Raw genomic sequence first — 13,190 nt, forward strand, 5'->3', positions numbered from 1 at the left:
TTATATCGCCTTGTTGGGGTCAAACGCGTCACGCACCGCTTCACCAATAAAAATCAGTAGCGAGAGTAAGAGGGCTACGGACACAAAGGCTGTGATCCCAAGCCACGGCGCCTGCAAATTGTTTTTACCCTGTAAAAGGAGTTCTCCCAGCGATGGTGAGCCGAGCGGTAAGCCGAATCCCAGAAAATCCAGTGATGTGAGCGTAGTGATTGAGGCGCATAATATAAACGGTAAAAAGGTCAGGGCGGCGACCATTGCATTCGGCAACATATGGCGCAGGATAATGTTGCGATCGCTCACGCCTAGAGCCTGAGCGGCGCGAATGTAATCAAAGTTTCGCGTGCGTAAAAATTCGGCGCGTACCACACCAACCAGACTCATCCAGCCAAACAGTACCGTGATGGCCAGCAGCCACCAGAAGTTCGGTTGTACGACGCTTGATAGCAAAATAATCAGAAACAGCGTCGGCATACCTGACCACACTTCAATGAATCGTTGCCCCCACAGATCCACTTTTCCGCCGTAGTAGCCCTGTAGCGCACCCGCCATAACGCCCATGACGCTGGAGCACAGGGTTAACATCAAACCAAAAAGAATCGAAATACGTGTGCCATAGAGGATCCGTGCCAGCACATCGCCACCATTTGCATCCGTACCCAGCCAGTTTTGTACCGACGGTGGAGAAGGGAAGGGCTTGTCGGTGGCAAAGTTAATGCTGGTGGCTCCAAAGCGTACGGGAGCCCACAGGATCCATCCCTGACTTTCCAGACGCTGCTGTAGCCACGGATCCTGATAATCGGCTTTGGTTGCCAACGGTCCGCCGAAGTCGCTTTCGCTGTAGTTTTTGACGAGAGGGAAATACCAGCCGCCTTCATAGCGCACCAGCAATGGCTTATCGTTCGCAATCAGTTCGGAGCACAAGCTGAGCCCGAACAGCACCAGAAAAATCCATAGCGACCAGTAACCGCGACGATTATGGCGAAAACGTGCCCAGCGGGCCTGATTGACGGGGCTTAATCGCGGCATTAGCGTCCCTCAAAATCTATACGAGGATCGACCAGTGTATAGCTGATATCACTCAGGATATTGAGCAGCAGGCCGATCAGGGTGAAGATGTAGAGTGTGCCAAACATCACCGGGTAGTCGCGTGACACGGTAGATTCATAACCTAGTAATCCCAGGCCATTAAGCGAAAACATCACTTCAATAAGCAGCGAACCGGTGAAAAACATGCTGATAAAGGTAGCTGGGAAGCCTGCTATCACTAACAGCATGGCGTTACGGAAAACGTGTTTCCACAGAATATTCTTTTCGCTAACGCCTTTGGCTCGTGCGGTGACAACATACTGCTTACGAACCTCATCCAGAAATGAGTTTTTGGTCAGCATGGTCAGCGCGGCAAATCCGCCAACCACCGTTGCCAGCACCGGTAAGGTGATGTGCCAGAGATAGTCGGTTACCTTCTGATACCAGGGCAGTGTGTCAAAATTAGCGGAAACCAGGCCCCGTAAGGGAAAGAGGTCGTAGTAACTGCCGCCAGCAAAGAAAACGATCAATACAATAGCAAACAGGAAGGCGGGGATCGCATAGCCGATAATAATGAATGCGCTGCTCCACACGTCAAAGCGGCTACCGTTATACACCGCTTTACGGATCCCGAGTGGAATCGACACCAGGTAGATGATGAGCGTACTCCATAACCCCAGAGTAACTGAAACAGGCAGGCTGTCTTTAATCAACGTGATTACCGAGGCACTACGAAACAGGCTATCGCCAAAGTCGAAACGAACATAGTCCCAGAGCATTTTGAAATAACGCTCGTGAATGGGCTTATCGAATCCGTAACGGCGGGTAATTTCGGCGATCACTTCCGGATCAAGGCCGCGTCCGCCTCGATAATTACTGTCACTGATATTCCCGACGCCAGTTTGCGCATGACTGGCGCGAACTCCTTCACTACCCGCGCCTGGCAATGCCCCGGACTGACCGAATTCAATGGCGGCAACTGCCTGCTCGACTGGGCCGCCAGGTGCAATCTGCACGATAAAAAAGTTGATAGTAATGATGGCCCAAAGTGTCGGGATCACCAGCAGCAGACGTCGTATCAGATAAGCGCCCATTTATTCTCCCTGTCGTCTGGCTGCGGGAAGTTTTGCCGCTTTGTTAACGTCATACCACCAGGTATCCAGACCAATGGTATAAATGGGGCGGATGGCCGGATGTGAAAATTTGTCCCACCAGGCCAGGCGATCCTCTGCCATAAACCACATCGGCAGCATGTAATAGTTCCAGGTTAATACCCTGTCCAGCGCGCGTCCCAAAGGGATCAGCTTTGCTTTATCACCCTGTGCCGCAATGATTTGGTTAATCAACTTATCAATGACCGGGCTTTGCACGCCAGGGGCGTTATAGCTGGAATCGATATATTCTGAGGCCCAAAGGATTTGCAGATCCGAACTTGGCCATGGCGTCGCGCGATATAACCTCGGCATCATGTCATAGTCGCGACTGCGCAAGCGGTTAGTGATTTGCGAGTTATCGACCTGGCGGATATTCATGGTAATGCCTAGCCGTTGCAGGTTGTGTTGAAACGGTAATACCCACTGACTGTTACTGCCTGCCGGGAGTAACAGTTCGAATGCCAGTGGTTTGCCGTTGGTGCTGTTAATCCTCCGCTGGCCCTTCAACACCCATCCAGCCTGATCCAGTAACGCACTAGCTTTCAACAAATTCTCACGATCGTAACCATCGCCTTGAGATACCGGGGGCTGATAGATTTGATTGAAAACCTCGGTTGGCAGATCTTTCTTCATTGGTGCGAGTATGACCAGTTCATCCGCGTCAGGGTAATTTCTCGCGGCATACTCCGTATTCTCAAAATAGCTGTTTGTTCGGCTCCAGGCATTATAAAACAGAGCTTTATTCATCCATTCAAAATCAAAAGCCAGCGTAATGGCTTCACGTACACGCCGGTCATTGAATACCGGACGTTGGATATTAAAGGCTAACCAGCGAGTATCCTGTGCGGATTCGTTTTTTTGTTCATCTTTGACGATGTGGTGATTAGCAAAGTTTTTACCGGTATAGCGTGTTGCCCAGTTTTTAGCATCGCTCTCAAGGCGCAGGTCAAAAGCCCCGGCTTTAAACGCCTCAAAGGCGACGTTGTCATCAAGATAGTAATCGTATCGAATGGTATTAAAGTTCCAGCGCCCGCGATTGACCGGCAGGTCAGCGGCCCAATAATCTTTGACGCGCGAATAGACTATATACTGTCCCATTTTCCACTGGGTGATGCGGTAAGGGCCGCTGGCGAGTGGAGGGGAGGGCAACGGGTCGCTGAGCTTGTGATCTTTCCAGTACTTCTCTGGCATAACGGGTAATGAAAACAGGCTGAGCATGTCTTCTTTGCCTGGCTTGGCTAATTCAATCCGTACGGTTAACGGGGCGATTGCTTTGACGGTCGTGCCTTTGTAGACCAGACGAAACTGCGGCACGCCTTCTGTCATAAATTTCTGGAAGGTGAATGCGACGTCTGCGGCGGTGATGGGTGAACCATCGTGAAATCGCGCGCGTGGATTAATAGTGATTTCTACCCATGAGTAGTTGTCAGCATAGCGTGCGCTATCGGCGATGAGCGGGTAGTAGCTGCCTGGTTCATCGTCAGACGTGGTAAATAAGGTGTCATAGAGCGTTTCGGTGCGCGCACCGGGATTGCCACGCACTGAATAGCGGTTAAAGTTGTCGAATGTACCAATGGCTGAGAGGGTGATCTGTCCCCCTTTGGGGGCTGCAGGATTAACATAATCGAAGTGATTAAAATTGAACGCGTATTTTGGTTCGCCCAGCACAGCAAACGCATAGCTTTCTTTGATGGTTTGGGCCTGTACGCTAAAACCAATCAGGGCGATGAAAAGTAATAATACGCGTCGGAGCATATGAAGATGGTTTCCTTTTCCAGTCACCTGTCGCTATCCAACAGATATCATGCCTGAACAATAAGGGATTCGTCGGCTATTGTATCGTGTTTGTACACATTACATGACGCCATCACCATTTTGGCATATCGGGTTTAGCCATCCAGCGTACGAAATTATCAAGAGTCAGCGGACGGCTGACCCAATATCCCTGAAAAAAATTAACCCCATGGGCGCGTAACCAACGGGCTTGCTCCAGGGTTTCCACCCCTTCAGCAACCGTCAGCATATTGAGGCGTCTGGAGAGAGTCAATACGGCGTCCAGTACCGGGGATGTCACGGTTTCTGTACCAATAGCTTTGACGAAACCGCGATCGATTTTCAGGTAATCGACGGTGAAACGTTCCAGATAGATGAGTGCGCTATGGCCGGTGCCAAAATCATCAATGGCAATTTCGAACCCGGCGGAATGCAACCACTCAAATATTTGAGTCGCTCCATGCTGATCAAGCATATCGCGTTCGGTAATTTCCAGGACTATTTGAAAATGCTGCGCAGGCATCGAGGATTTCAGTTGCTGAATATCGTCTTTAAAACTTTCGTCGTGCAGATGAGTCGGTGCAATATTGATCCCTAATTTGGCCCCAACAGGTAACACTTTTTGCAGCACAGGCGCATCCCGGGACACCAGTTCGAACAGGTGCTGGGTCAACGGCACAATCATCTGCTGTGATTCGGCATAGTGAATAAACGCATCGGGGGGAATTTCGCCTGCGGTAGGATCGCGCCAGCGCAATAATATTTCGACACCTTTAACTTCCAGCGTCTGCATATCCATAACGGGCTGGTAGACCACATAAAACTGATTGTGCTTGATCGCTGCCAGGATCTCTTTACCCGGTCGTAAACGGACTGAGTAAATGTAATAGCAGAGTAAAGCGGCAATGACCCCGCCCATGCAGCCCAACATGACGGCATACCATACGTCGTTGTATGTCCATTCATCGGTATACAACCGTATCTTTAGCGGCAGGTCACCTATTGCCACCTCACGTGAGGGGGTATCGGGGAGATCGGCAAGCGTCATTAATCGCGCAGAAAATGTCGAGATTGCGGTGTTGCCGATGAGCAGGGCAAAACCTTTAAAATCATCCTGCCGGGCAGTATAGAGAAGGTAAGGGGCCAGATTGATATTCAGAGAGGCAAATACGCCACTATTATCCAGTGATGGATGAGGGTACCAAATCATTATGGCTGGTTTGGTCGGCATCATCGGTGTACCAGACTGGATCTCCATATCGATTTTTTTACTGATATCCAGGCCGGGTATCAAGGACTGAATAGGGGAGTCCATCGCGCCGGTCGCTGACGAGCAGAACGCGATGCCGTCTTTTACCAGCAAAAAAGCGCGAACATTCAGGCTAAAAGCCGCGCTGGAAGTGAGCTTAGATGAAACTTGCTGACAGCTTTTGGGGATCAGAGGCTGTAGTGCCTGGGCTGTATAGCTGAGTTCTGCGAAGTATTTTTCCACATGATGCTGTATATCGGACGCCAGCGTATCGTACTTAACTTCTCGATTATGCCATGACATGAAAAATTGCAGAATGCTGACGAATAATGCAACGATTAACCCCGTTAAAACACAGGTGAGCAGGATTTTCCGACCGGAAGAAGAGGCGCGTTTGAACATAGTTCCTGATGTTTACCCGAAGTAACCGCTTATTATTAAACCGCTTAATCTGTATGACTATAACCTGGAATGACTCACATAGTGAGATTTTTCTTAAGTGAAGGCGTAAAGCAAAAAGCACTGCCTAAGCAGTGCTTTTTAAAAGTCTCATCAGGATAGCCAAGGGATAGCTGCCAAACGAAAATTAACTGCGGCTCAGGACCCGGCGAGCTTCGTTGTAGCGTTTTTTCCAGTAAGGCTCATTCATACTGGAGATAACAACGCCACTACTGGTCGAGGCGTGGACAAACTGATTGTTACCGATATAAATACCGACGTGACGTCCAGTGGAGCCAGCACGGAACAGAACCAGATCGCCTGTGCGCAGATTGGTGCGCGAAACGGATTTACCCGTTTCCTGTTGTTCGTAGGTTGAGCGAGGAAGCTCTAAACCAAATTGTTCACGGAATGTACGCTGTACAAAACTCGAACAATCGATGCCTTTTTTGGTGCTGCCGCCAAGGCGGTAACGCACACCTTTCCAGTCAGCATATTGATCCATGATTCGTGATTTAACATCGATATTACGAACCATATTTTCAAATTCATCCTGAGAGGCTTGCAGTGAAGAGTTATCTCCATTGCCCACAGCATGCGTCTCAGAATGCATATTCTTGGCGGTGTTCGTTGTGCTACATGCAGAAAGCAGAACCGCAACTGCTATCGCGGGTATACCCCGCAAGATATATCTCAAAATCGGTTGAGATTTGACCATTTTGTTTGTTTTCCCTTGAAGTCCTTAACGATAAATATCGTTATAAAAAATGCCAAACGTGACGAGACTAATTACCCACGCACGATGAGACAATTCTTTAAGGTCAAATCTGTGGCAGAACGCACAAATTTATTCATAAAGAGAATAATTATCCCGCGAGGCAAAACGAGTTCGAGATTACCCGATCGCTACGGTCATTGCGAGTCATTTTATGTGATTTTTTATAAGAAAAAGTGATACAGAAAGTGAATAAACGGCATTGGTCAAAATAAGAACAATCAGGGTGGGAAACATGCAATCCATTCATTTTCAACAGGAATAAGATGACAGGAGAATGACAGTTAAAATGATGAATTATTGTTCAACATCATCAGGGAATCAGAAGTATCCCTGATGATGTTAATTACTTTGCGTTATTTGTTTAAAAAATGTTTGTTTTTACCCGGAAGATAATTAGCAAAAAGAGTCACCATCCGGTCGCTTAATGGCGTCATTAGCCACCAGGGCAGTCCAATCAATACTACCGTCATTGAACCGACCACGATATCAGTGAGCCAGTGAGCGCCGATCATTACACGCGGAAATGCAAAAACCACAGCGATAATAAGGCCGATTAATCCTGCGACTTTTCCGAAATAACGCAGCATAAATGCGGAAAAAATAAGCAGCATCATACCGTGATCGCCAGGGAAACTGTCTCTTGACGCATCTTTGGTTGGAATATGCAGCAGTTCACTGACGCGATTAATATTATCCAGCATCAGGGTGGGGCTGGCGCGTTTAACCGGAATAAGCGCCTGGCCCAACTGGTTTAATACCACCGCAGTGAGCAGCATCACCAGGCCAATAGCGACAATACGCCGGCGCCCGGTTGGTGTTTCTTTTAACCAGAAACTCAGCATTAGTGCGCCCATCGCCAACAATGAGCAGCCGTCAAATGCCCGATTGTTGGTGATTGCAACAATCCACAGGAAGAGCGGGCTTTCAACCAGTTTCTGATTAAAGAAGTGGAAGACGCCATAATCAATAGAAAACCAGAAACCATGCCCGGTCGGAATGTACCATGACAGAAACAGCGCCAGGCCAGCGATGTTGAGCATAAGGATAAGAGGGTATCGAGTTTTCATCGTCGTTTTCCATTGCTAAAAACGCAGGCAACCTTACGCGCAACCGTCTAAACGAAGCCTCAACAATGCGCTCTGTAACGCATTCCAGTCGGTCTCAGTGTCTGAGATGAGTTCAATACGGCTGTCCGGCGGTGCGACATTTTGTGTCTCAATATGCCAGTCGTCGCCCTGACGATTAATCCGCACCAGTCCTTCTTTAATACGCATAACGCCCTTTACGCGCCCGACCGGGGCAAGACGTGACCATTCCAGCAGGCCGATGGTATCGAACACGGTATCAGCATCAAAAATCCAGCCGCAGGCCTGATGACCCTGCCCACTGTTCAGGCTACGACGCCAGCGTTGTTGTGCAGGCAGACTCAGCGCCGCCAACCCCTTTTTGTCAGCATGTTGGTGGGTGTGCGCTGCGCTGGAGGGAAGTTCAGCCAGATTCAGTCGCGGTAAATCCAGTAACTGCCCGTCAATTTTTCCGTGCTCGGCATGAATCAACTGGCGATTTCCGCCGTAATGCTGCCACCAGGTTTGCAGGGCATTCTTGCTTTCCATTGTGGCGCGATCTGATTTGTTGGCGACAATGACATCTGCGGCAGCTAGCTGATCGCGGAAGTTATCATTAGCGACGCTTTTTTCGTCCAGTAACAGGCGTGGGTCAAGGATGCAAAGCGTGGCGCGCAGATCGATCCATGGTTCGTAAACCGGAGCGGTGAGTAAGTCCAGAATCTGTTTTGGGTGCCCAAGACCGGTAGGTTCGATCAGCAGCCGGTCAGGTTTTCCCTGGCGCAACAGCGTATTGAGACCAACCTGCATCGGTAAACCGTTAACGCAGCACATGCAGCCACCGGGGATCTCCTTTAGCAGCGCTCCGCTGTCAGCCAACAATGCACCGTCAATGCCGACTTCACCAAATTCATTGACCAGCACGGCCCACTTCTCTGCGGGAGCTTTGTTCGCCAGTAAATGAAGAATCGAGGTGGTTTTGCCACTGCCGAGAAAACCGGTAATGAGGTTGGTTTTAGTCACGTTTGCTCCAGAATTATAAAATGCCGTGATAGCGTTCAATAATCCTGGCGAAAAAAAATGAAAAAGAGAAGGGGAGAGAGGACGAAGGAATGCTTCGTCCTGTTTAGAGCCTATCCCATTAGGCTATTTTATTTGTCATTTTGTATCCTGGCAGTGCCCATAATCCTCACGTACTGCATGCACGCTTCGGTTGTTCCGCGCTGTTCGTATCCAAACTGACTGCAACAATCTACGCCTAATGGGATAGGCTCTTAATGGCAGAGATCGTTAATTTTTTAACGTATCAATTACGGCCTGGTGCGCACCGTGCTGGGCAATACGTTGCCATGCCTGCTCAATGGCGCTGACAAATTGCGAATTTTGCACCAGATCGGTGGCAAAAATTTCGTGCAAGGAAAGTAATGCGGTGACACGTTCTGATTCCGTACTGCGCTCGACAATTGTGCGGATTTTTTCACTCATCGGGTCGCGTATATCTATGGCTGAGCCTGCATCGTCCACCCCGCTAACGTAACGCATCCAGCCCGCAATACCGAGTGCCAGCAAGGGCCATTCGCTTTGGCGCGCTAAATGTACGCGGATGCTTTCCAGCATGCGCTGCGGTAATTTCTGGCTCCCGTCCATCGCGATTTGCCAGGTTTTGTGCTTTAGCGCCGGGTTGGCAAAGCGTTCCAGCAGGCTGGTGGCGTACAGGTCTAAATCAACGTCGGTGATTTGCAGCGTGGGGGCCTGTTCATTGAGCATCAGGCAGTAAGCGGCTTTACGAAACGCACTGTCTTGCATACAGTCGCTGATGTGTTGAAATCCGGCCAGATAACCGAGATAGGCCAGAAACGAATGGCTGCCGTTGAGCATTCGCAGTTTCATTTGTTCCCACGGCAGAACGTTATCGACCATCTGTACGCCCGCGCGCTCCCACTGGGGGCGACCAGAGACAAAGTTATCTTCGACGACCCACTGGATAAAAGGCTCGCAGCTGATTGCACAAGGGTCGGCAACGCCCAATTCATGGGCAATTTCATCCAGTGACTCTTCGGTCGCGGCCGGGACAATGCGGTCTACCATGGTGCCAGGAAAACTGACATGCTCTTGTATCCACAGCGCCAGTTCAGGCGATCGCTTTTCTGCCATTCCCAGTACGGCATTTTTTACCACATGGCCATTGTCCGGGATGTTATCGCAGGAGAGTACGGTAAAAGGTGGCACTCCTCGCTCGCGTCGGCGGTGCAGGGCTTCAACAATGATACCTGGTGCTGAGTGCGGTTCATCCGGCGTCTGTAAATCGTGAACAATGCGCGGGTTGGAGATATCAAGCGTCCCTGTCGCCGGATCAATACAGTAACCTTTTTCGGTGATGGTTAAGGAAACAATAGCCACCTGTGGCTCGCAGAATTTTTCAATAATGGCTGCCAGTGAATCCAGCTTAGCGTTCAGACACTCTTTGACGGCGCCAATAACAATTGACTGATTGCCATGCGCGCCTTTTTCTAACACGGTATATAAATGATCCTGCTCACGAAGTTGACTCATCAGTCGATCGCCACTGAACAGACTGATCTCACAAATTCCCCAATCGCCACCCTGTGCATTCAGTACCCGATCGGTCAATAAGGCCTGATGAGCACGGTGAAATGCCCCGAAACCAAAATGTACGATCCGCGTTTTTAATTGTTGTCGATCGTACTGAGGCATCAGTACATTTTCCGGGAGTTGGGCGGAGGCAATAGTTTTCATTAAATACACCTGATTAACCATTAATTAACAATGCCAGTATAAAGTTATATGACAGCAAATTAAATTGGTGTGCCTTATTTATCCGGGGAATGTGAGCTTGATCAATCAATCATCGGCGTTCTGTTGATCATTCAACGGATGCCTGTATGGTAGTCGTCATTCGCGCAACTTAATTTGGTATAACAACTTATGAGGTGAACCAATGGAACAAACCTGGCGTTGGTACGGACCTAACGATCCGGTATCGCTTGATGATGTGCGTCAGGCTGGCGCAACTGGTGTTGTGACCGCCTTGCACCATATTCCCAACGGTGAAGTGTGGCCCGTCGAAGAGATTCAAAAACGCCAGGCCATTCTGGCTGAAAAGGGGCTGACCTGGTCGGTGGTGGAAAGTATTCCGGTTCACGAAGATATCAAAACGCTCTCCGGGCAATATCAAACGTGGATTGCGAATTATCAGCAAAGTATCCGTAATCTGGCGACCTGCGGCATTGATACCGTGTGTTATAACTTCATGCCGATTCTCGACTGGACGCGTACTGACCTTGAATATCAGTTGCCGGACGGCTCTAAAGCGTTGCGTTTTGATCAGATAGCGTTTGCAGCCTTTGAGTTGCACATCCTGCAACGTCCAGGTGCTGAGGCGGATTACACCGTGGAAGAGCAGCGCCAGGCCCGGGACTATTTCAATTCCATGAGCGCCGCTGATATTGAAAAGCTGACCCGCAATATTATCGCTGGTCTGCCAGGTGCTGAAGAAGGTTATACCCTGGATCAATTCCGCGCGCGTCTGGCGGAATACGACGGCATCAGCAAAGATGATCTGCGTAATAATATGGCTGTTTTTCTGCGTGCGATCGTACCGGTAGCAGAAGAAGTTGGCGTGCGCCTGGCCGTACATCCTGACGATCCGCCACGCCCGATCCTCGGCCTGCCACGTATCGTTTCTACGATTGAAGATATGCAGTGGCTGAAAGAAACGGTAGACAGCATCTATAACGGTTTCACCATGTGTACCGGATCATACGGTGTGCGTGCGGATAACGATCTGGTGAAAATGATTGAAACCTTTGGCGATCGTATCCACTTTACGCATTTGCGCTCAACCTGCCGTGAAGAAAACCCGAAAACTTTCCATGAAGGCGCACACTTACAAGGTGATGTGGATATGGTATCGGTAGTGGCTGCCATTCTGACCGAAGAACAGCGTCGTAAGAAGGCGGGCGATCTGCGTCCAATCCCGATGCGTCCGGATCATGGACACCAGATGCTTGACGATCTGCACAAAAAAACCAACCCAGGCTACTCTGCTATTGGTCGTCTGAAAGGGCTGGCTGAAGTTCGTGGTGTTGAACTGGCACTGAAACAAACACAGTTCCGCGATCTGTTGTAATGTCGCTAACAGGGATTGGGCGTCAGGCTCGATCCCTGTTCATCATCAGGGCTGCAATAATGCCTGCTCCAGCACCGTCAGTACCTTGTTTATCTGCTGTATTTGCAACCCACCAAAACCGAAAAACATGACAGCGTCGCTGTTCTCTTTACGCCAGGCATCTTCCGAACCATTTTCAATGTTCTCCAGCGTATCAAAACGGATACCTGCCTGCAGACAGCGCGCTTGCAGTTTTGCGATAACCTCGGGTGATCTGGCTATGCGCAAAGAGAGGTGCAGGCCTGCCGTCGCACCATCGATTTTCCCTTCAGGAAACAAAACTGAAAGGCCGTCACGCAATAGGGTAAGACGTGCTGCATAGCTGCAGGCAAGTTTGCCAAGATGGGTATAAAACACCTGATTTTGCATGAGCTCAGCTAAAAACTGCTGCAATAACCACTGGCTGCCGTTGTTATTTAGCGCTTTCATATTCTGTACAGCCGGTAGAAGCTCATCAGGACAAACGAGATAGCCGAGACGCACCCCCGGCCCCAGCGTTTTTGAGAATGTCCCCATATAGATAACCCGATCGTGATAGTCCATGGCTTTCAGTGCCGGAAGAGGATTCTCTCCGTAGGTAAAAACGGCATCATAGTCATCTTCAATGATGTAGGCTCCAACGCGCTGTGCCCAGGTCAGTAATGACTTTCGTCGTTCTAACGACAGAACATTTCCCATCGGGTATTGATGAGCTGGTGTCACATAACAAAGCTGGGTTTCAACTTCGGGTAAATTATCAGTGCGTAGGCCATGGCTATCGACTGCAACAGGGGTAATATCCGCGCCGTAATAATTAAACAGGTGCCATGCGCCAGAATAACAAGGGGATTCGGTCACAACATGACACTTTTTTTTCTGTGATACAGCATGATGAATAATAAATATTTGGCTAAGCAGAGATAATCCTTCCTGAATCCCATTGGTAATAATGATGTTCTCTGCACGAGTATTAATACCTCGGGATAAATTAAGGTATCTGACCATTTGATCACGTAATGGAAATAATCCATTTGGTGAATGATAACGAGTAAGCAATTGTTCCTTAAGTACACTGGGAGCATTATTCCATTTTCGCCAACTTGCCCAGGGAAAGGCATTGGGATCGGGAACGCCCATCCGGCAATAGAACTCTCTACCCATCTCACCGTAGACATCGGTGGAAGCCCCCGCAGGCTTGGGCTTTACTGGCGGAGAGCCTTCTGCAGAGGTCACGTGTGTTGGGGGGCTACGCACCGGAGCCGTAAAGATCACTTCATAACCAATACCCTGCCGGCTCTTAATAAAGCCCGCCGTCATGAGCTTTTCATACGCCATAACTATCGTAATCTTGGCAACATTTAACGTCTGGGCTTGCTCACGGATAGAGGGCAGTTTGTCACCGCAAAGCAAATCTCCCTGCTGAATAGCCTGGAAATAAAATTGAAAGATCTGCAATTGCAGTGGAGTACGGCTTTCTCTGTTGAGAGACAGTGTCAGCATGAGAAATTCCTTATTAAAACATTATTGGCATATTACGACT

General features: G+C 49.3%; 10 protein-coding genes. 1 reads left to right on the forward strand and 9 read right to left on the reverse strand.

The window, feature by feature from the left end:
• From OGY01_RS03460 to OGY01_RS03495, 8 genes are all read right to left on the reverse strand, one after another.
• On the reverse strand, positions 1 to 1,026 hold the full coding sequence (locus tag OGY01_RS03460) for an ABC transporter permease (protein WP_045445114.1): 1,026 nt from the start codon (positions 1,024 to 1,026) through the stop codon (positions 1 to 3).
• On the reverse strand, positions 1,026 to 2,120 hold the full coding sequence (locus tag OGY01_RS03465; protein WP_045445111.1) for a microcin C ABC transporter permease YejB: 1,095 nt from the start codon (positions 2,118 to 2,120) through the stop codon (positions 1,026 to 1,028). The genes OGY01_RS03460 and OGY01_RS03465 overlap by 1 nt, the downstream gene beginning before the upstream one ends.
• Positions 2,121 to 3,935, reverse strand: coding sequence for an extracellular solute-binding protein (locus OGY01_RS03470; RefSeq protein ID WP_286492425.1), 1,815 nt, complete (start codon positions 3,933 to 3,935; stop codon positions 2,121 to 2,123).
• Between the two features lie 112 nt (positions 3,936 to 4,047).
• Complete coding sequence (locus OGY01_RS03475; protein ID WP_045445105.1) at positions 4,048 to 5,604, reverse strand: cyclic di-GMP phosphodiesterase; 1,557 nt, start codon at positions 5,602 to 5,604, stop codon at positions 4,048 to 4,050.
• Positions 5,605 to 5,788: 184 nt separating this feature from the next.
• A complete protein-coding gene (gene mepS / locus OGY01_RS03480; protein WP_045445102.1) occupies positions 5,789 to 6,358 on the reverse strand; it encodes a bifunctional murein DD-endopeptidase/murein LD-carboxypeptidase in 570 nt (189 codons plus the stop codon).
• A gap of 413 nt (positions 6,359 to 6,771) precedes the next feature.
• Positions 6,772 to 7,485, reverse strand: a complete 714-nt coding sequence (locus OGY01_RS03485; RefSeq protein WP_045445099.1) for a phosphatase PAP2 family protein — start codon at positions 7,483 to 7,485, stop codon at positions 6,772 to 6,774.
• Between the two features lie 33 nt (positions 7,486 to 7,518).
• On the reverse strand, positions 7,519 to 8,505 hold the full coding sequence (locus OGY01_RS03490) for a CobW family GTP-binding protein (RefSeq protein ID WP_286492427.1): 987 nt from the start codon (positions 8,503 to 8,505) through the stop codon (positions 7,519 to 7,521).
• Positions 8,506 to 8,772: 267 nt separating this feature from the next.
• The gene (locus OGY01_RS03495; protein ID WP_286492428.1) at positions 8,773 to 10,239 is read right to left on the reverse strand and encodes a mannitol dehydrogenase family protein; all 1,467 of its coding nucleotides are present in this window, start codon (positions 10,237 to 10,239) and stop codon (positions 8,773 to 8,775) included.
• A 202-nt stretch (positions 10,240 to 10,441) separates the two neighbouring features.
• Here OGY01_RS03495 and uxuA point away from each other — a divergent pair, with 202 nt between their 5' ends.
• On the forward strand, positions 10,442 to 11,632 hold the full coding sequence (gene uxuA / locus OGY01_RS03500) for a mannonate dehydratase (RefSeq protein ID WP_048221030.1): 1,191 nt from the start codon (positions 10,442 to 10,444) through the stop codon (positions 11,630 to 11,632).
• 45 nt (positions 11,633 to 11,677) lie between these two features.
• On the opposite strand, the gene pdxR is transcribed toward uxuA, so the two are convergent.
• A complete protein-coding gene (pdxR, locus tag OGY01_RS03505) occupies positions 11,678 to 13,150 on the reverse strand; it encodes a MocR-like pyridoxine biosynthesis transcription factor PdxR (RefSeq protein WP_286492429.1) in 1,473 nt (490 codons plus the stop codon).
• Positions 13,151 to 13,190 lie beyond the last annotated feature (40 nt).

The organism is Citrobacter sp. Cm038 (assembly GCF_030333105.1).
Taxonomy (GTDB): domain Bacteria; phylum Pseudomonadota; class Gammaproteobacteria; order Enterobacterales; family Enterobacteriaceae; genus Citrobacter; species Citrobacter murliniae.